Here is a 20,714-nt window from a genome sequence, read left to right as displayed (position 1 = left end):
TAGTATCCCTTTACGCTGTTATTAATGAAGTCGGATTCGGAGTTAAAACCTGCATCACACTGCCCGTTTATTTTGGTCTAGGTCATCTTTTCCACAGCACGAGCCTTTGCGACGACCTCGTGACACAGCTCAATGATTTCAGAGCGGTCAGCTCCTTCTTGGGCTGCAAGTTCGACATCTTCGGCAGCGCATCGAAGCTCGTATAGTCCGTCGTTGAGACGGTCGAGACGCTTCTGCCCTAGCTCGGCGTGATCTGCATTGTCCAGCGCGATAGGTTGGCGCGCACCGATACGCTTTTCATACGCGCGTTGGCGGCAGGACTGAGAGCAAAATTTTGGGCGTCGGCCACGCCCGGAATATGCGATCTCGTTTCCACAATGCGTGCACAAGGGAGCTGGTTTCTGGGACATTAGCGACGATTATGGCACGTCGTGAGGTGCAACGTTATAATAGGGGGTCAGCTGATAATGAAAGAGGGGCAACCACCACATGGCAGATCGAGTTTTGCGCGGTAGCCGCATGGGCGCTGTGTCCTATGAAACTGACCGCGACCATGACCTGGCTCCGCGGAACATGGTTCGTTACCAGACCGAGAGCGGCGAGGTTTTCGAAGTTCCGTTTGCTAACGATGCCGAAATCCCAGGTGAATGGCTATGCAAGAACGGCCAGGTAGGCAAGCTTCTGGAAGGCGAAGGTACCGAAGCTAAGCCAGTCAAGCCACCTCGCACCCACTGGGATATGCTGCGCGAGCGCCGTTCGTTGGAAGAACTCGATGTTCTTTTGGACGAGCGTGTTGATCTTCTGCGCAAGCGTCGTCGTAACGCTGCCCGTTTGCTCAAGCAGCAGCAGGAAGCTGAAGAAGCGGCGAAAGCAGCAGAGTAAAAGCTAGCCAAGCTAAGTACAAAACGAATGAGGACCAGCAGCAATTGCTACTGGTCCTCATTGTGTTGGTAGGCAACTTTCAGTACAGATACTGAGAATCAGCGACCTGTGTACTGAATGGCCCTATTACTTGCCAAACTTCTTGCGGGTATTGCGGACACGAGTCTTGACCTCGTGCGCACCGAGCTTGCCAAATTCCGTCGCAATATCCCTGACCTGGGTGTAACGGTGGACGGCACCCCACTTCGTGACCTGAACCAACGACTGCTTGACGAAGCTGCCGTCCATCTTCGACTCGCCGTGCTCACGCTCGGTGAACGTAATTGGCACCTCACGGACATCAAAACCAGCCTGGACTGACTGCCACGCCAGTTCGGTCTGGAACAGGTACGCAGCCTTGCCGATCGACTCCAGATCCAGTGTTTCCAAAACTTCACGACGGTACGCGCGGTAACCAGCGGTGATGTCGGAAACGCCAGCGCCGAGGGCCATAGAAATGTAGATGTTGCCACCACGCGACAGAACCTGGCGAGAAACTGGCCAGTTCACGGTCTTGCCCCCTGGCACGTAGCGAGAACCAATAACCAGGTCAGCGCCTTCGTCGATTGCTGCGAGAAGCAATCGGAGCTGTTCTGGAGCATGCGAACCGTCGGCATCCATCTCGCAGAGAACCTGGTAGTCGCGTTCCAAACCCCATGCAAAGCCTGCGCGGTAGGCACCCCAGAGGCCACCCTTGCCTTCGCGGTGCATGACGAAGATTCGCTCGACCCCGTTGACTGCGGTGTCCTTCGCGGCAATGTCATCTGCAACATCACCGGTGCCGTCTGGCGACGAATCGTCGACAACCAGGACATGAACGTTTGGTTCAGATTCCCGGAGGCGGGCAATAACACCTGGCAAGTTTTCGCGCTCGTTAAACGTTGGAATGATAACGAGGGTGCTCTCGCTTGGTTGCGACACCTGAAGCTCCTTTTACGTTGTGCTACTTCCCTGGCATTCTATCTGAACGCCGGAAAGTTCCCAGTATTGAAAGTACGAGGAGGGCTACACCGCACGCGGCGATTGACCACTCAATGACCCCGCCAAAACGAGTAGCCAATGTGCGCTCAGTATTTAATGGCAACGTGGCAGTCAACACTTCCTGAGTGAAAATTTCAGTCTCCGACTGCACTGTGCCATCTAGAGTCACGATGGCGCTGACACCACTGGTTGCGGATACTACGACAGCACGCTGATGCTCGATCGCACGCATTCGGCTCATAGCAAGCTGTTGGTACGTCATATCAGTGAACCCGAACGTTGCATTGTTTGTCGGTGTGGCCAACAGTGTTGCACCATTGTTCACAGCATTCCGGTAGGCACGGTCGAAAACAACTTCGTAACACGTAGCGACACCTATCTTGGCTCCATTGGCAACAATGACACCGTCTCCCGCACCCGGAGTCATGTCACCGGCGAGATCCACCAGTTCAGTCACGTTCCGCAAGAGATCGCGCAGAGGCATGTACTCGCCAAACGGCTGCAAATAGATCTTCTCGTGTCGACCGTCTGGCCCACTCACCGCACCCAGTTCCGGATCCCACACAACCATGGTGTTCTGCGTGCCGCGGTCGTACGTGAAAGTACCGACGACAATGGGGGCGTTGATGGCCGTCGCCGCGTCATCGATAAGCCGTTGCGCCGAATAGTCCACAAAAGGACTGACGTCTGCGGAGTTTTCAGGCCACAGCACAACATCCGGTTGCGGTTCCTCACCCGACTTGACCCGTGCTGCCAACCTCTTCGTAGCGTGCACATGGTTTTCCAAGACAGCCAAGCGCTGCGCATTGAAATCCAACCCCAACCGAGGAACATTTCCCTGCACAGCCGCGACGCGCACAGTGCGCGCCTCGCTATCCCCTTCCCCAGATACAAATGGCGTTACGACGATCGCTGCCAAGGCGACTGCGATAGTGAGGCTTGCTGCTGCACGGAATCGTCGTAAAGCCAAGGCCACCACGGCACCACCAAGCAATGCGGTAGCAAGGCTGACAATTGGAGCGCCGCCGGCGACCGCCAAGTTCTGGAGCGGACCACCGATCTGCCCCCACGCAAGACGAAGCCACGGAAAACCTCCGAAAGGCCAATACGACAGAACAGCTTCAATGGCGGTAATCCAAGCTGCAGCTCCTACGAGGCGGAGCGTCATCGGAAGCCGTGAAGCAAGAATCCAGGCGATACCAAACGACGTGGGGATGGCAAGAAGGCCGAGAAGAACTGCCAACGCAAGCCACGGAAGATTACCGACAAACGATGCGATCCATGGCAGAGATGTCAACGCTGTGGCTGCTGACCACAGAAAACCAACGAGGAGAATTATCCACCAACGGGGGCGGATAAGCTGCTGGGAATAATTATGCTGGTCGTTCTCGCTGTCGTGGGTTGGCTGGGCAGCTGGCAACAATGCAGCAATCAGTAGTGCAGCTGCACACCACCCAGCCCACCACAGGCCAATAGGCTGATACGACAAGAATTGCGCAACGCCTGCAGCAATGGCAGCGCCAAGCCTGAGGATGTTCACCTTCCACATTCGAGTTAGTTAGTCTTTCGGCTTGTCAGATGGGTCGTATGAGCCAGATTCGTCAGACTCGTCGTCAGAATCTGGGGTCGGATCAGTGAGCTCGCGGGCATCATCGGGAACCACGAAATTCTTGAAGAATTCTTCGTCTGACATCTCATCGATAACGTCTGCGGGGCGTGAAGTCCCCGGCGCACCAGAGCCGTCTTGTGGCGATCCGTTGTTGAAGCCTTCGGGGTAACGGACACCGTACTGTTGAACCTTGAACAACGATTCGTTACCAATCTTGGTGAACCACTTCAGCATTGCCATGCTGCCGACCTTGCGCAATACCCAGCGAGTAGGCGGAAGAATAAGGAACAACCCCAAGATTGATGTGACGAATCCGGGGATGGCCATCAAAACAGAGCCGACGATGAGCATCGCTGAATCAGCCATCACGGTGCCAGCGCGAGAGATAGCACGTTCGGGATCAGCTTCGGCGCGACCCTCAATAATGGCCTGACCTTCGTGCATCTGCTGAGTCAAGGCACGTTCGGTGACACGCTTCATCTCAAAAGCAGAGATAGCCGTGCCGACAATGAACAATCCGAGCAAGGCAACAAAAGCCCAGCCCCACCCCAGCCACTGAGCCACGGCAATAAAAGCCACGATCTCAATGACCACGTAGGCGACTTTTAGAAAGGATGACATAGTGCTCACCCTACTGCCCTGCCCGGATTCATTGATCCTGACGCGCACGCCGGTCGCAGCGTGCGGTTCTAGCGCCTAGCGATCTTCCAGGTCGCCTTCGGTTTCCAGGAACGCTTGGCGAAGGATATCGAGTCGTTCTTGGTCCGGATTTTCCCACAGCTTTCGGTCAGCGGCTTCCAGCAGTCGTTCCGAGATATCATGCAGCGCCCATGGATTCGAAGCATCGAAGAATTCGCGATTTTCCTTGTCCGCAACGTACGTATCCGTCAGTGTTTCGTACATCCAATCATCCATGACGCCCGTGGTTGCGTCGTAGCCGAAGAGATAATCGACGGTCGCAGCCATTTCGAACGCACCCTTGTAACCATGCGAACGCATCGCAGCCATCCAGCGCGGATTCACAACTCGGGCGCGGAAAACGCGACGAGTTTCTTCGTGCAGCGTTCGGGTACGAACTGAATCTGGGCGCGTTGAATCGCCAATGTACGCGTCCGGATCGTTACCAGTCAGCGCACGAACGGTCGCCACCATACCGCCGTGGAACTGGAAGTAATCGTCCGAGTCGGCGATATCGTGCTCGCGAGTGTCGGCGTTCTTCGCTGCAACTTGGATGCGTCGGTAGGCAGTGCGCATATCGTCAGCGGCGGGAACACCATCCACGTTGCGACCATACGCATATCCGCCCCACGTGGTGTAGACCTCGGCGAGGTCGGCGTCGTCACGCCAAGAACCAGAGTCGATTAGCTGTAGCAATCCCGCTCCGTACGTGCCTGGCTTGGAGCCGAAGATACGACGTGGCTTTTCCTGCTTGTCTGCGCGAGCATGAGCGCGGACGAAGTTGTCGGCATCCGATTCGTCGAGTGCGGCAACGAGCTGCACGGCGTCGTCGAGAAGCGCGATGACATGCGGGAATGCGTCCCGGAAGAAGCCAGAAATGCGGACAGTGACATCGATGCGGGGGCGACCGAGTTCTTCGATCGAAATGACTTCGAGGCCGACAATGCGGCGCGATGCTTCATCCCACTGTGGACGCACACCCATCAGCGCAAGTACTTCCGCGATGTCATCGCCGGAAGTACGCATCGCCGAGGTGCCCCATACCGACAAACCGACAGACTTCGGGTACTCGCCGTCGTGGTCAGCGAGGTAACGCTCGATGAGACCATCTGCGAGATTCTGGCCCGTCTCCCATGCCAGTCGTGATGGAATCGCCTTCGGATCGACCGAATAGAAGTTTCGGGCGGTCGGCAACGTATTAACCAGACCGCGCAGTGGCGACCCCGATGGTCCCGCAGGAACAAAACCACCATTCAGCGCATGCAAGATCATAGGAATCTCCTGATCCGTCCGCGCCAGACGTGGCAGAATTTCATCGCGTGTGAACTCGAGAAGCTTGACGATGGTCGCAACGTCAGCCTGCGTCGATGCATGCTTAGAGGTTTCGGCGATGGCACGGCTAGCGAGCTCGTCGAGATTAGCTGCTGGATTGTTGACGAGAGCTGCAACCAGTGCCGTGGCAATCGCATCGACGTTATCGACGTGATCACGGGAATCGGAGCCGTCTTCGAGAAGGCCTAGAGCTTCGCGAAGGCCCGGCAATGTGTGCTCTCCACCCCACAGCTGGCGGGCGCGCAGCATTGTGGCGACCGTGCCTACGAGCTGCTCGCCAGTTGGCGCAGCTCCAAGAATGTGCAGGCCACCGCGGATAGCCACGTCCTTGATCTCGCAGAGCCATCCGTCAACATGCATAAGCATGTCATCAAAGACATCTTCGTCTGGGCGCTGGTCCCAACCAAGATCCTGGTCCATCTTCGCTGCCGACAATAGCGTCCAGATTTCCTGTCGAATTGCCGGCAGTTTCGCCGGATCCATCGCGGAAATGTTCTGGTGTTCGTCGAGAAGCTGTTCCAAACGCGTGATATCGCCGTACGATTCAGCGCGCGCCATAGGTGGGATCAAGTGATCGACAAGCGTTGCATGGGCGCGTCGCTTCGCTTGCGTACCTTCACCTGGGTCATTGACGAGGAATGGGTAGATCAGTGGCAACTCGCCAATAGCCTGATCCGGGCCACACGAAGCCGATAGTCCAGCTGTCTTGCCTGGCAACCATTCCATGTTGCCGTGCTTGCCCATGTGTATAACCGCGTCGGCGCCGAAACCACCATTGGCCTCAGCCAGGGCGATCCAGTGGTAGCACGCCAAGTAATGGTGCGTCGGAGGCAAATCTGGATCATGGTAAATCCCCACTGGATTGTCGCCGAAGCCACGTGGTGGCTGAACCATGACGACGACATTGCCGAAACGCAGTCCCGCAATATAGATGTCACTCGTGTTCGGGTTGACGTACAGCTGCCCTGGTGCTTGTCCCCAATGCTCGACCATGTCGTCGCGCAAATCGGCGGGCAACGTATTGAAGTATGTCTGGTACGTCGCTGCTGGCAGCCGCAGCGGATTGGCTTCCATGACTTCTTCGGTCAGCCAATCTGGATCCTGGCCGCCGGCATCGATGATGGCGTGCATGAATGCGTCAGGTTCGTCGGAGCCATCTGCAGCGGATGCATATCCTGGAATCTGAGTGGTATCTCCCAGATCATAACCAGCATCCGCGAGCGCATGAAGCACCCGCAGAGTCGACGCCGGTGTATCCAATCCGACAGCATTACCAATACGCGCATGCTTGGTTGGGTACGCCGACAACATCACGGCGACATGCTTATCGGCATTAGCCTTATGGCGCAGCGCAGCATGGCGAACCGCAATGCCTGCTAGACGAGCACACCGCTCCGGGTCTGCAACGTACGCGATCAGATTGTCATCGTCGATTTCCTTGAACGAAAAAGGAACCGTGATGATACGGCCATCAAACTCCGGCACCGCGATCTGCGTGGCGACGTCCAAAGGCGTAAGGCCTTCATCGTTTTCTTCCCAAGCAGCGCGCGGTGACGTCAGCGCGAGGCCCTGGATGATAGGCACATCGAGTTGTGCGAGTGCGGCCACGTCCCATGATTCGTCTTGCTCACCAGCCTGCGCAGTTGCCGGACGGGTGCCACCTGCTGCGAGGACCGTCGTGATCAACACATCACAGGTGCTGAGTTCCGCGAGCAGGTCGTCTCCAGCAGTACGCAAGGAAGCAGCGAAAATCGGCTTGACCGCTGCTCCCCTGGCTTCGATGGCCTGGCACAACAGCTCGACATAGCTAGTGTTACCGGCCAAATGCTGGGCGCGGTAGTACACAACACCGATGGTCGGAGCATCATCCGGCAGTGGCGCTGCTGTTCGATCCAAGAAGCCCCACGTCGGCATCCGCGTTGGCTCACCAAAACCAAAACCAGTGAGTAGGAGCGTGTCTGATAGGAAGTTGTGCAGCTCCACGAAGTTAGATGTGCCGCCTTCGGCGAGATACGTATGCGCGGTCGTCGCAACGTTTGCTGGGACAGTCGAGTACTCCGTCAACTCAGCGTCAGGGGCTTGCTCGCCGGACACGAGCACTGTCGGAATTCCCGAATTGACGAGCCAATCGATGCCCTCTTCCCACGCACGGCGACCACCCAGCAGACGAACGACGGCGATATCGGCTCCGTCTGCGAGAACTTGAAGATCGCCGTCCAAAAGCCGGGTTGGGTTCGCCCATCGGAACTCAACGTCTGTTGACTTCTGCGTCGCGCTACGAGCGCACAAGAGATCGGTGTCAGACGTAGACAGCAGGAGAATCACTGGTGGCCAGACCTTTCTGGGGAACTACGCGCCCCAAGCATTGGTGCCGCATTCCCGGATCGAAGGTCTGACTTTCACAGTGGCGCGACCGCCCGGACTTGCACCGGTTTCCCCGACCCGAGAAATAAACAAAGAAAAAGGATGAACTCTTAACAAAAGTAGAGTTCATCCTACCGCTAGTGGGTTTAGCTAGCTCGGTTGGTCAGCGCCGAAGCATCGATCTCTGGTGGTACTACATTTGCGAATCGGCTTCCGTGCGGATCGAGTTCGCTCCAAATGAACTGTGCAATGTAGTCGATGTGCGCGAGCATCGGCAACGCGTGCCCAATGCCGAGATTGCCTGGGATTGGTGGCACCTCATTCTCGAAGTAGTGAATATCTCCACCAGCTGCGATCCAATCGTCCCGGAGGCGTCGGATCTGGTCGATAGGAATGACATCGTCGCCGATGCCGCCCCACACCAGCGTCGGCGCGGTCGGTGCGGTGTGGCCAAGCTTCTGGCGCTTGATCTCTTCGACGACAGTCGGGTACTTCTCGATGACCTGCTTGAGGGTTTCGCCCGACTTCGTTAGTTCCGAAGTAGTACGGAAACCCGTGGTCAGGATGGCGTTGCCCATGCAGCCGGAGTTGTTCTTCGTAACAACTTCCCGGCCAGTTTCTGACATCTCGTTTTCGTAGATGTAGTCGCGCAACTCAGGATCCTTGGAAAGCAAGCCGTCAATGGCAAAGCCGAGCACGCCTGCCAACATGCCACCTTCAACGGTGTCCAGCACATCCATAAGATCCGACGGTGGTCCACCTACAGCGTTGACTGCGATATTCAAATGCGGAGCATAGTATCCGGCCATCTGTGCTGCGGCACCGGAGGCTGAGCCACCCTGCGAGTAGCCGTATGTCGCAATTGGAGCGGCTGGATCAACGCCAAAATCTTGGGTGGCCTCAGCAGCGTCGAGAAGAGACTGGCCAGATGAGATGTTGTCTACATACTCCTGGGCGCCTGTTTCTGGATTTCGGTGGTGGTCGATGATGACGACGGCTGCACCTTGCGACAAATGAACTGCAATAGGAATGGTTTCGTACGGAACCACAATGTCTGGTGGATTCGTGTGGAATGTTGGGCCTGCAACAGTGGACTGTGATGGATCACAGTATGTGCCTGTGCCCTGCGTGCCCGGCGCGATGGCGACAAGCGGACGAGGGCCGTCGCCGCGCCATGGGGCTGTTGGCTCGATGTAGAGTGCGCGATCTACGCTAGCGCGCCCCATGGAATCTGTCGATGAGTAGTCGAAGCGTTTGGCTGTGGACTGCCATAGTGCATTCGTGGCCATGAGCTCGACATCTTCCGAGCTGACAACTTGCCCAGCGTTGGCATCACGGGTGGGCTTGAGCGGAAAGTCTCCCATGCCTCCTGGCGTGATCGTCGTCCAGCGTGGGTCTGGCGTCGTTGGAGTCTGCTGCGCGTCCGTTGGTGCAGTCGCAGACGGCAGCTCAGTTGGCAGTTCTGCCGGCAACGCCGGACCAGGCAGACCAGGAACTGTTAGCGGAGTCGCAAGCGCTGGGTTGCCTGAGACAACGCAGGCAGCCGCAACGCCTATGGCCACGATTGTGCGGGGAATTCTCTTCATGTCACTCACCTACCGAAATCAAAATATGTTTGTAACTGTTTAACACCGAAAGTGTGGCTTTTAGTTAGTTTTGTGAAAATTCCCAGAAAATGGTGCATTTGATTCACTTCCGCGTGTTTCAGAACCGACGGGTTTCGAAAGTCGGTGGTGCTAACCTCCGAAAAATCCCCTGTTTTCCAACGTATGATTGAAGTATGAACACCCTTAATGACCAGCCTTCTCAGCCCGACGCCGATGACACTTCTGAGGCCCATCCAGGACAGCGCGACCGTGTCGACGGTTGCCCGGGTTCGCGTCGCGTCCACATCGCTGCTGACGGTGCAATTGGCCGACTCCGCTTCCCTGGTGGTCTGCTTCCCGCACCAGGCTTTGCCGTGCTAGCAGACCTGGCGGACAACTTCGGTGATGGCGATATTCACTTCACGTCTCGTGGAAACCTGCAGATCCGCGGTATTCGCAATGCCAGTGGTTTCGCGGACGCTGCTGAAGAAGAAAGGCTCGTTCCGTATCCAAGCCACGATCGAGTCCGCAATATCCTTCAGTCGCCCATGACTGGCCGAGTCGGCGGTCGCGCGGATGTCTCGCAAATGGTCAAGGACTTCGATGCGGCATTGTGCGCAGACGAGTCACTCGCCTCCCTGCCTGGACGAACCTTGTTTGCGTTCGACGATGGCCGCGGCGATGTGCTTGCAGAAGCCCCGGACCTGGGGCTCGTCGCTCTAGGAGACGACGAAGTCGAGCTCATTATTGGCGGTGTTGCATCCGGTGTCGTCGTAACGCAAGAACATGCGGTCGATGCAGTGATGGAGGCGACCCGTCAATGGGCGCAGCAACGAGGAACTGCGTGGCGGGTCGCTGAGGCTGATGCGACGGTCGATCTTGCGGGTGCAGTTGTGGATGCGCTTGGCGACGGCGCTCAGTGGCGTGAACCGTCGACATTGGCGGATTTCTCGCCGGCGGGGCGTCCGGAGAAGCCCGTGGGATGGATTGAACAGCCAGATGGCTTGATTAGCCTTGCTGCAGGCCTGCGATTCGGTATTTTGCCTGCGCGCCTGGCTCGTGCGATTGCACAGACTCAGACGACGGTGCATGTCACGCCGTGGTATTCGCTCATCATGCATGACCTGCAGGAAGAGGTCGCTGAGCAGGTTGTTCGAGTGATGGCCCCCAATGGGTTGATCTTCGATCGGAAGTCCTCGTGGCTCAAGGTCACGGCATGCACTGGCCGTCCAGGTTGCGAGAAGTCGTTGGCTGATACGCGCGGCGACGCGGCGCATGCAATCGCCGCCGGAAAGCTCCCGGATGGTCGGGTTCACTTCTCTGGTTGTGAGCGCAGGTGTGGGCGTCCGAAAGGTGGCTACTTTGACTACCTGGCCACCGGCGATGGCGAGTATGACGTGACCTCGGTCGACTGATTACGGCGTTGAGCTTTCGGCTACTCTCAATTCCATGAGTAGCTTCGAGTACATCACGGATGGTGCGGAGATTTACCGCAACTCCTTTTCCATTATTCGCGCTGAGTCTGACCTCTCGGCGTTTAGCCCTGATGAAGAGGTAGTTGCGGTTCGCATGATCCATGCTGCCGGTCAGACGGATTTGGCGCAGGACATTGTCTTTTCTCCGAATCTGGTAAGCGCTGCTCGTGACGCACTTGATGCTGGAAAGCCCATCTTTACCGATGTCAACATGATCAAGGCAGGCATCACCCGCCGTCGACTGCCGGCAAACAACGATGTCATTTGCACGCTTGCCGACGAGCGCACGCCAGCGCTCGCTGCCGAGCTTGGCACCACGCGAACTGCGGCTGCTGTTGATCTGTGGGGCGATCAGCTAGAAGGCGCTGTCGTCGCCATTGGTAATGCCCCTACCGCCCTGTTCCACCTGCTCGATCTCTTGCGCGAAGGAAAGCTGCCGATGCCCGCTGCGATTCTTGCTATCCCGGTCGGATTCGTTGGCGCAGCAGAGTCGAAGCAAGCGACCATCGATGTTGCTGCCGAATGGCCTGACCATCTGCCTGAGTTGAATTACCTCACGGTGACTGGCCGTCGTGGCGGCTCGGCTATCACATGTGCAGCTATCAACGCATTGGCTACGAAGCAGGAGATCCTGAAGTGACCGATCACGCCTCCGTCGTTGCTGGTCACCTGTACGGAGTGGGATTGGGGCCTGGCGACCCCGAGCTGATTACCCTGCGCGGTGCCTCGATTATTCGTCACGCTGATGTGGTTGTATATCACGCCGGTACGCATGGTCGATCTACTGCACGAAAGATCGCCGGCGACCTCCTTGATTCCCGCGACACCCCAGCGATTGAAGAACTCCTTCGCTACCCTGTGACGACCGGTGGCTCAGCAGATTATGCAGAGCGCATGGCAGCGTTCTATACAGAGGCCACCCAGCGGCTGGCAGAACATTTGCGCGCCGGGCGCAGCGTTGCTGTGCTGTCGCTGGGTGATCCCATGTTGTACAGCTCCTACCAGCATCTTCACCGTGCGTTAGAAACGGAGTTCCCTGCACACATCGTGCCGGGTATTTCCAGCGTCTCAGCTGCTGCCGCGGAGCTGCGCCACCCGCTGGCAGAAGCCACCGACATTTTGACCGTTCTGCCAGCAACCGCAGATCGCGGCCGATTGCTGGCTGCGGCGCAGGCTGCTGATTGTCTGGTCATTATGAAGCTCGGCGGTCACGTCGAAAAGATCCGTAGCATTCTGGATGAAGCCGGAAAACTTGATCGCGCACAGGTAGTCGTGCGTGCGACCATGGACGGCTCGTCGGTAGCTGCGCTTGCCGACGTCGACGCGGATGCAGTGCCGTATTTCTCGGTGGCGGTCGTCGGCACGCAGCGTACTGGGTATTTGGCGCAGGATGAGGCCGACACTGTCAGTCCTGGTAGCCATACAGCGGATAATGACGCGTCAGGTGAGTCTTCGTATGAGGCTCCACGCGGTGAAGTCGTCGTTGTCGGGCTGGGCCCGGGCGCCGAGCGTTGGACGACGCCAGAGGTCTCAGCCGAGTTGGCTGCTGCGACGGATATCGTTGGCTACTCCACGTATGTCAATCGAGTTCCCGTTTTCGCCGGTCAGACGAAGCACTTGTCAGATAACCGGGTGGAAGCTGAACGATCGGCGCTGGCTTTGGATTTGGCGAAGGCCGGCAAGCGCGTGGTTGTCGTCAGTTCTGGTGATCCGGGAGTATTCGCTATGGCCGCAGCTGTTCTGGAGACAGCTGACGATGACGCCTGGCGTGACATCCCCGTTCGTATCGTCCCAGGTATGACCGCTGCGCAAGCTGTGGCATCGCGAGTCGGTGCTCCACTGGGTCATGACTACGCGATGATTAGCCTGTCAAATAGGTTGAAGCCGTGGGACGTCGTCGAGAAGCGAATCCGTGCGGTGGCAGGTGCGGACATGGCGTTTGCGGTGTATAACCCGGCGTCGAAGTCACGTCGTCAGCAGGTGGTTGATGTCAAGAACATCATGCTTGAGTATCAGGATCCGCAGACTCCGGTGATTGTTGCGCGTGCGGTGGGGTCGGATCAGGAGAAGGTCACCATCACTACCGTGGGTGACTTTGATCCTGACATCGTGGACATGCGAACCATGTTGATTTTCGGTGCCTCGTCCACGCAGCGTTATACCGCTGGTGATGGCAGTGAGCGCGTGTACACAGCGCGACATTATGCCGGTGGCGGTACCAACGGCACAGGTGCATTGCTGTAGCCGGAATTAAGGCCGTCGTGGCAGCAGCTACATGAAATTCCGGCGGATGTAATCGAAGGCATCGTCCACCGTGTGCGTCACGGTGGCGATGTCTGCTCCAGGCAAAGCTGGGCGATCCACGATTACGACAGGCTTCTTCAGATCGCGCGCTGCCTCAATCTTCGCGTACGTCTGTGGCCCACCGGAATTCTTCGTGACGACGCAGTCCACAGCGTAATCCCGCATGATTTTCCGCTCACTAGGTACATCGAACGGACCTCGGGACAGTACGATCCGCCGGTTGCGCGGAAGCGGCCCAGATGGAGTCTCGACACTCCGAATGAGGTAACGCCCCTCGCGGTCATCTGCAAAATGAGCAAGTTGCTGACGTCCAATGGTCAAAAACGGCGCGCGGAATCGGCGGCGGACCAGCTCCGCTGCCTCCTGCATGTTGGCGACGTGCAGCCACTGATCGCCACGAACCTCATCCCATGCAGGTCGATGCAGCGCGACCAGCGGAATGCCTGTGGCCCGAGCAGCTTCGGCTGCTGATTCGCTGATACGTTCTGCGAAGGGATGAGTGGCATCGATGATGACCTCAGTGGCATCGGCAAGAAGCCACTTTGCCAAACCAGCTGGACCACCGAAACCGCCAATGCGCACATTGCCTTCTGGCAGCTTTGGTTCTGACACCCGACCCGCAAGCGACGATGTGACGTGCCATCCCGCCTGCACCAACTTGGAGGCGAGTGCTCGGGCTTCGCCCGTGCCACCGAGAATTAGTGCGCGCATGGAATGGTCCTTCCGTGTTCATCTCGTGGTCGATCATCGCTGTACAAGTAGCTATCAGGGAACGCGTCAGCTCCGAGTACTTTCCCTACAATAATCACAGCGGTGCGAGTCACGCCTGCATCCTTGACCTGTGTCGCGATATCCCGCAGCGTGCCACGGAGGACGACTTGTTCTGGGCGAGATGCAAAAGCAACGACGGCAACTGGGCAGTCATCGCCGTAGTTGGGGGTCAATTCTGCGACGACACGGTCAATGTCATGTGCCGCCAGGTGGATGCACAACGTTGCGCCAGTGCGACCAAAGTTGTCTAGGGTCTCCCCCTCCGGCATCTTGGATGCCCGACCTGACACACGCGTCAGAATCACGGACTGCCCGACTGTTGGCACCGTCAGCTCATGGCCAAGGGCTGCAGCTGCTGCCGAAAACGAGGCGACACCTGGAACGATTTCATAGTCAACTCCCGCGGCGGTCAAGCGTCGTGCCTGTTCCGCTAGCGCCGACCACACTGATGGATCGCCGGACTGCAGACGAGCGACATCCTTGCCTTCCGCATGAGCTTTGGTGATCACCGCGATGATGTCATCCAACGGCATGCGCGCAGTATTGATCACCTCCGCGTCGGCAGGACAATTCGCTAAAACCTCAGGTGGCACAATGCTGCCCGCATACAAGCACACCGGGCATGACCGAATGAGCCGATCAGCTCGCAGAGTCAGCAGATCCTCTGCACCTGGACCAGCACCAATGAAATAGACGGTCACGTGTGTTCCCCTTTGTGATGTTTTCTATTTTCGAACGACAATCGGCAATTCTAGCCGCGCTCAGGATGGCTTCGTCAGCACCCATTGCACGACAGGAAGTGCTGGCCTCCACGCTGTGAATTTACCGACCTCACCAGCGCGTTCCACACTCAGTCGAGTCACGGTGCCACCGAAACGACGTTGCGACGCCCACAGCACCGCTTCTGACTCAATAGTGACCGTGTTTGCCACGAGCGTGCCGCCCGGCGCGAGAGCTGCGACGCACGCGTCAATCATGCCGTCAGCGGTCAGTCCACCACCAATGAAGATGGCATCAGGTGCTGGTCCCAGATCGCTAGCACTCAAGACCTCAGGAGCCGAACCACAGATGACCTGTACTCTGCCGGAGAGCTTGTCGACGTTGCCTTGAATACGCGTCGCGCGTTCTTGGCTGCGTTCGAACGTGATGGCCCGACCGCCATGGCGAGCCCACTCGATACTGATGGAGCCGGTGCCACCACCGATGTCCCACAGGAGTGCGCCTGGCTGCGGGTTTAATGCCGTCACAGACAGTTCTCGGATGGGCGATTTGGTGAGCTGACCATCGGTGTCGAAATCAGTATCGCGGAGCCAACCACGACGTGCTCCGCGTGGTTCAACGGCCAGGACGGTCAAGTCTCCAGCTGGAACCGGAGGATCGGCGACGGTACCAGTCACGATGACTTCAGCCAGGTCTGTGCCCGGTAGACCGCCGAGATTAGTTAACGCGGTGAGTGTCGTGTCTGGTCGGTCGCCCAGCACACGGGCGATGTCAGCGACCGAAGCAGCATTTCGACACAACACCAGGAAACGCTGCCCGGAGTCAGCAACTGGCACTACTTCGGCAGCACCTGCAAGACCAGCTGGTGCCGTCACCAGCGAAATCAACGGAGTGCTATTGAGAGCCCAACCAAGCCGAGCGCAAGCAAGCGACACTGACGACGGTGCCGGAATAACGGTAATGGCGTGTGCACCGAGTTCTCGGACCAGCGACGTGCCGATGCCATGGAACATGGGATCACCACTGGCGACGACGCAATCCTCACCGGGGACGAACGGCGCGAGTACGTCATCCCAATTGGCCCAAAACTTTTCTGGCCACGGTAGGAGTTGTGCACTGATCTCGGGAACGTCGTCAAGCAAAGACAGCTGACGAGGCGAACCATGGATACGTTTCGCCGAGGTAAGCGCAGCCTGCGCGTGGGGGCTGAGCCCCTGCCATCCGTCGCAGCCGATGCCGACGACGGGAATTGTGGATGTAAATCCTGGGTCTGTCATGTATTGAGAGGACATTGAATTAGCGAGGCATCCGTCGCCAAATGCCGCGAGGTACAAACGTCGTTGCTGTTGCCAATGCGGATAGTCGGCCTGGAATCCAGACGTGTGGCTTGCCACCGTCGAGCGCTGTCACGGCGGCTTCAGCAACGACATCGGGAGTGGACGACATCGGCGCAGGATCCATACCTTCTGTCATCTTTCCGATTACGAAACCAGGACGCGCAATGGTCAGCTGAATAGATGAACCATGTAGACGATCCTGCATGCCCTGCAGGAATCCATCGACACCTGCCTTCGCAGAGCCATACACATAATTGGGGCGACGTACTCGCGCTCCCGCGATAGAAGAAAATGCGAGAATACGTCCGGACACTCCATCGCGGACAGGAAGATCACCGTTGGCGGTGGATTCTTCCATTCGCACTACCAGCTCTGTGGCAATCGCCGCGTGTGCAGTGAAGTCGGTGTGAATCACCTTCGCCGCAGCAACTCCACTGCGCTCGCACTCATCCTGGTTACCGAGAATGCCGAAAGCAATCACCGCAGTATCGACAGGTGCGATAGCCCATGCTTCTTCCAACACTCCAGCATGGCTTTCGATATCGTCCGCATCGAAGTACAGACGATGCACTGCGGTTGCTCCCGCGTCGGTCATGCGCTGAGCAACCTCATCGAGAGCGTCGATCCGCCGAGCTGCCAACGTGACGACGTTATGATTCGCCAACCTCGCCGCAACCTCGCCACCGATCTCGCTGGTGCCACCCAGAATGAGTACGTGTCCCATTGACCGACTACTTCCCTTCTACGTCTGCTGCGCTTGTGCTGCCGTTCGCGCACAACAACTCATGCGAACCATTATTCATGGACTTGCAGCCATCGCTTGTTACGACCACGATGTCTTCCAGCCGCAAGCCGAAATCCCCATGCACATAGATGCCCGGTTCAATGGAAAAGGCCATGCCTGGTTCCAACACCAGATCGTTGCCGGCCATGATGAATGGCTCTTCATGCGTGGACAACCCGATGCCGTGACCAGTGCGGTGAATGAATTGCTCGCCGTAACCAGCCTGCGTAATAACTTCCCGAGCAACCGCATCAATGTGTGCCGCCGTTACACCCGGACGCACCGCAGCCTTCGCAGCTTCCTGCGCAGTACGGAGGATGCTCCATGCCTCGGCGACGTCGTCGCGAAGCTCACCAACAGCAAAAACACGTGTGCAATCGGAATGATAGCCAGCGCCCCACGTGCCTCCGATGTCAACAACAACGATGTCCCCGTTGCGCAGCACTCGGTCCGAGAAGTCGTGGTGCGGATTCGCGCCATTCTCCCCCGAACCCACGATGATGAAGTCCACCGCAGAATGTCCTTCAGCCAAAATCTGGCGCTCGATATCGGCTGCCACGTCTCGCTCCGTGCGACCTGCGACAAGCCATTCCGGTACGCGCTCGAGAACCCGGTCGATGGCTGCTCCGGCTTCGCGCAGCTGCGTAATCTCCGCCTCATCCTTGCGCATGAACAGCTCCCGCAATGCAGGAGTGGCAAGCACGAGCTGTGCTCCGGTCAGTTCCATGATTGGCAGCAGGTGATTAGCCGTCAGCGATGAGCCAACACCAATGGTGTCAGCGCCAGCCAGAAGCTTTGCGACGATCTCGTGTGCATCTTCCCCGTCTTCCCAGAGCACGACGTCAGCGTCGAGATCCCCGATTGCGCAGGCAGGAAGATCACCGCGCTCGACCGCAGGGAGCACCAACGTGGGGCGGCCGACAGTTGGCACGACTAAAGCAGTGAGACGTTCGTGAGAGCTGACTGTTGAGCCGATCAGGTATTGCAAGTCAGCCCCGGTCCCGAAGACTAGTCCTCCTAAGCCACGGTCAGCGGCTAGTCGAGCTGCCTTGGAGAGACGTGCTGCGTAGACGGATACGTCGAAAAGCTGATTACTCATGCCTCTACAGTAGAACCTGTTGTGGATTAGTTTCCGAGCGCCACGACTCCCCGGCGAATTGCCTGGATCGCTTCGGCCGCATGGTCACGGATTTCCCGGGAGTATCCGGTCTGCTTGATCTGTTCCAAAAGGTCAATAACGCGACGGCAGGCACGCACGAAATCGCCCGGGGTGAGCTCTGCACCAGCTTCTGCAGCAGCCTGAATGCAGTACCCGAGCGGCGCTCCTGCAGTCCACTGGTGAATGGCCGTAGCAAACGCAATATCCGGCATATTCGTAATTGGCAGGCGGTGGCGACGCTCGTCGGACGATAGCTCTTCCCACAACCGGTAGGTGTGGCCGAGCGCGTCGGCGAGTGGCTCGGTTGGTACCTCGTCAGAGCCTTGATTGGCGCGCCTGTTTTCAAACGTCAACGACGAAGCTGCACCTGCAAGCTCTGCCGGGTCTAAGCCGTCCCAGATTCCGCGACGCAAACACTGCGCCACCAATAAGTCCGAGCCATTGTGAATACGCGCGAGACGCTCGCCTTCCTCCGTCACACTTGGCTTGCCCGCGTCATCCCATTCGACGTAACTCTGCTCGCCGAGCAAAGCCAGTACGCGGTCAAACATCCGTGCCAACGAGTCGTTTGCCTGCTCAACCCGACGCTCCAAAGCAGCGACCTTCATACGCGCACGACGCAACGCAGCGGCATCCTTTGCCACTGCCTCGACAGCAGGATCGTTGTGCAATGGATGACGGCGCATCTCGTCGCGCAACTTCTTCACTGCAGGCGACTTCACCGCACTGCGACGCTGTAAACGCTTCGGCGCACGCAAATTCTGACGAGCCATCTCCGACTTCACAATCGCCAGCGACTTCCGTGGCTTTCGCGCAATGTCATGTGGCACCTTAATCCGGCCTACCACCGTCGGAGCAGACGGGAACCAGTCCGGCTCTACCCTGCCTGTGAAACCACTGACACCCAAAACCGATGGCCGTGGGTTCTTAGCCGACGTATCTTCACGCGTGACGACGGCCAGCTGAGCCTTCCTCCCCGATGGGATGGCAATGACCTCGCCACGGCGGAGTCGTCGCAGCGCAACAACCGTTTCAGTGTGACGGTCTTCAATATTGCGACGCTTGGCGTTCTTTTCTTCTTGGGACAGCTTCGCGCGGATATCCAAATACTCGAGAATGGCATCCATGCGGTCCGTCTGATCGCCGGACTTGTCCAGAGCCTCGATACCTGCGGTGAGCTCAGCGACCTTCGCGCGGGCGCGGTCGAGCTCAGCAGCATCGCCAACGACATCGCCGTCAGTCTGGAACTGGGCAAAGGAACGCTCCATCATCTTTTTGCCGTCCTCGTACCCAAGGGTGCGCAGCAAGTTGATGGACATGTTGTAGGTTGGCGCGAACGTCGAAATCAACGGATAGGTTCGAGTCGAAGCAAGACCTGCCACCCACTTCGGATCCATTGCTGGAGCCCACTGCACCAGCGCGTGGCCTTCGGTATCAATGCCACGACGACCAGCACGACCCGTCATCTGCGTGTACTGCCCCGGAGTCAGATCAACGTGAGCCTCACCGTTGTACTTGACGAGCTTCTCCAACACGACGGTGCGCGCAGGCATATTGATACCTAGCGCCAACGTCTCCGTCGCGAAGACGACCTTGACCAGACCCTTGTTAAAGAGCTTTTCGATGATGTGCCGGAACGCCGGCAACATCCCCGCATGGTGCGCAGCAAAACCGCGCATCACGATGCGACGCCAGCGACGGTAGCCAAGAATCTGCAGATCATCGACGGGAATGTCCGCGACACCCGCGTCCATGATTTGCGCGATCTCCTGTTGCTCCTCGGGCGTGGTGAGTTCCATCCGAGAGGCAGACAACTGCTGCAGAGCACCCTCACAGCCCGCACGCGAGAAGATAAACACGATCGCAGGCAGCATCGACGCGCCACCCAACATGCGAACGACATCGCCGCGACGCGCCGGGCGAAAGCGCTGTGGCTTCTTCTCATCGTCCCATTGCCGACGCTTTTGGTACTCGTACCGAGCTCTGCCGCCGGCGTCACCGTAGTTGCCTTCGGCTCGTCGACACGCTTCGGCTAGATCACGGTTGACTTCAGTGCCGCCTGCCTCGAATAACGGGTACATCCGATTGCCCACCAGCATGTGCTGTGTCAGCGGAACTGGGCGAAAATCCGTCACGACGACGTCGGTCTTGCCACGAACCGTCGTGAGCCAGTTGCCGAACTCTTCGGAGTTCGACACCGTCGCTGACAACCCAACTACGGACACCGCCTGGTCGAGGTTCAAAATGACCTCTTCCCAGACCGCACCGCGTTCTTTATCTGCGAGATAGTGAATCTCGTCCATGACCACATGCGAAAGCCGGCGCAGCGTCGGTGAGCCTGCATAGAGCATGTTGCGCAGCACTTCGGTGGTCATCACGACGATGTCCGCATCGCCATGAATGGATACATCGCCAGTTAGCAGGCCGACCTTGTTCTCGCCATAAACGTCGACGAGGTCATGGTACTTCTGGTTGCTCAGAGCCTTAATGGGCGTCGTGTAAAAGCATTTACCACCCATGTCGAGCGCTGCGCGCACTGCGAACTCACCAACGACGGTTTTACCTGCGCCGGTGGGTGCACACACGAGAACGCCCCGCCCTGCCTCAATTGATTGGCAAGCGCGGAGCTGAAACTCATCGAGTTCGAACCCTAAGTCGGAGACGAAGTCACCAAGAAGTGTCATAGATATAGG

At 57.9% G+C, this 20,714-nt stretch carries 16 protein-coding genes; 4 read left to right on the top strand and 12 right to left on the bottom strand.

Annotated features, from left to right (window positions below):
- Positions 1-77: 77 nt before the first annotated feature.
- Positions 78-410, bottom strand: coding sequence for a hypothetical protein (locus WG934_RS06150; RefSeq protein WP_339989145.1), 333 nt, complete (start codon positions 408-410; stop codon positions 78-80).
- Positions 411-489: 79 nt separating this feature from the next.
- On the opposite strand from WG934_RS06150, the gene WG934_RS06145 reads away from it, so the two are divergent.
- The gene (locus WG934_RS06145; RefSeq protein WP_339978573.1) at positions 490-882 is read left to right on the top strand and encodes an RNA polymerase-binding protein RbpA; all 393 of its coding nucleotides are present in this window, start codon (positions 490-492) and stop codon (positions 880-882) included.
- A 126-nt stretch (positions 883-1,008) separates the two neighbouring features.
- Here the strand turns inward: WG934_RS06145 and WG934_RS06140 are convergent, their stop codons facing one another.
- The 5 genes from WG934_RS06140 to WG934_RS06120 form a co-directional block, all read right to left on the bottom strand.
- The gene (locus WG934_RS06140; protein ID WP_339989144.1) at positions 1,009-1,842 is read right to left on the bottom strand and encodes a polyprenol monophosphomannose synthase; all 834 of its coding nucleotides are present in this window, start codon (positions 1,840-1,842) and stop codon (positions 1,009-1,011) included.
- A gap of 22 nt (positions 1,843-1,864) precedes the next feature.
- A complete protein-coding gene (lnt, locus tag WG934_RS06135; protein WP_445228190.1) occupies positions 1,865-3,451 on the bottom strand; it encodes an apolipoprotein N-acyltransferase in 1,587 nt (528 codons plus the stop codon).
- Between the two features lie 9 nt (positions 3,452-3,460).
- Positions 3,461-4,132 (bottom strand): FxsA family protein, encoded by a 672-nt coding sequence (locus WG934_RS06130; RefSeq protein ID WP_339978566.1) that lies wholly within the window; start codon positions 4,130-4,132, stop codon positions 3,461-3,463.
- 75 nt (positions 4,133-4,207) lie between these two features.
- Positions 4,208-7,846, bottom strand: coding sequence for a cobaltochelatase subunit CobN (gene cobN, locus WG934_RS06125; RefSeq protein WP_339989142.1), 3,639 nt, complete (start codon positions 7,844-7,846; stop codon positions 4,208-4,210).
- Between the two features lie 185 nt (positions 7,847-8,031).
- Entirely contained in the window at positions 8,032-9,471 is a 1,440-nt protein-coding gene (locus WG934_RS06120; protein WP_339989141.1) for a lipase family protein, read from the bottom strand.
- A 194-nt stretch (positions 9,472-9,665) separates the two neighbouring features.
- Between WG934_RS06120 and WG934_RS06115 the strand changes: the two genes are divergently transcribed.
- The 3 genes from WG934_RS06115 to cobJ are packed head-to-tail and all read left to right on the top strand — an operon-like array spanning position 9,666 to position 13,190.
- A complete protein-coding gene (locus WG934_RS06115) occupies positions 9,666-10,886 on the top strand; it encodes a precorrin-3B synthase (protein WP_339989140.1) in 1,221 nt (406 codons plus the stop codon).
- Positions 10,887-10,920: 34 nt separating this feature from the next.
- Positions 10,921-11,586, top strand: a complete 666-nt coding sequence (locus tag WG934_RS06110; protein WP_339989138.1) for a precorrin-8X methylmutase — start codon at positions 10,921-10,923, stop codon at positions 11,584-11,586.
- Positions 11,538-13,190 (top strand): precorrin-3B C(17)-methyltransferase, encoded by a 1,653-nt coding sequence (cobJ, locus tag WG934_RS06105; protein ID WP_445228189.1) that lies wholly within the window; start codon positions 11,538-11,540, stop codon positions 13,188-13,190. The genes WG934_RS06110 and cobJ overlap by 49 nt, the downstream gene beginning before the upstream one ends.
- Before the next feature lie 27 nt (positions 13,191-13,217).
- Here the strand turns inward: cobJ and WG934_RS06100 are convergent, their stop codons facing one another.
- The 6 genes from WG934_RS06100 to WG934_RS06075 are packed head-to-tail and all read right to left on the bottom strand — an operon-like array spanning position 13,218 to position 20,705.
- Positions 13,218-13,961, bottom strand: a complete 744-nt coding sequence (locus WG934_RS06100) for a cobalt-precorrin-6A reductase (RefSeq protein WP_339978559.1) — start codon at positions 13,959-13,961, stop codon at positions 13,218-13,220.
- The gene (gene cobM, locus WG934_RS06095) at positions 13,949-14,722 is read right to left on the bottom strand and encodes a precorrin-4 C(11)-methyltransferase (protein ID WP_339989135.1); all 774 of its coding nucleotides are present in this window, start codon (positions 14,720-14,722) and stop codon (positions 13,949-13,951) included. The genes WG934_RS06100 and cobM overlap by 13 nt, the downstream gene beginning before the upstream one ends.
- A gap of 60 nt (positions 14,723-14,782) precedes the next feature.
- Entirely contained in the window at positions 14,783-16,018 is a 1,236-nt protein-coding gene (gene cbiE / locus WG934_RS06090) for a precorrin-6y C5,15-methyltransferase (decarboxylating) subunit CbiE (RefSeq protein WP_339978555.1), read from the bottom strand.
- 19 nt (positions 16,019-16,037) lie between these two features.
- Entirely contained in the window at positions 16,038-16,802 is a 765-nt protein-coding gene (locus WG934_RS06085; RefSeq protein ID WP_339989133.1) for an SDR family NAD(P)-dependent oxidoreductase, read from the bottom strand.
- 7 nt (positions 16,803-16,809) lie between these two features.
- On the bottom strand, positions 16,810-17,961 hold the full coding sequence (locus tag WG934_RS06080) for a M24 family metallopeptidase (RefSeq protein ID WP_339989131.1): 1,152 nt from the start codon (positions 17,959-17,961) through the stop codon (positions 16,810-16,812).
- 26 nt (positions 17,962-17,987) lie between these two features.
- The gene (locus WG934_RS06075; protein ID WP_339989129.1) at positions 17,988-20,705 is read right to left on the bottom strand and encodes a DEAD/DEAH box helicase; all 2,718 of its coding nucleotides are present in this window, start codon (positions 20,703-20,705) and stop codon (positions 17,988-17,990) included.
- Positions 20,706-20,714 lie beyond the last annotated feature (9 nt).

Source organism: Corynebacterium sp. H78 (assembly GCF_037572275.1).
Lineage (GTDB): Bacteria > Actinomycetota > Actinomycetes > Mycobacteriales > Mycobacteriaceae > Corynebacterium.
Note: the sequence above shows the minus strand (reverse complement) of the source record. Positions and strands in the feature narration are given on the sequence as shown.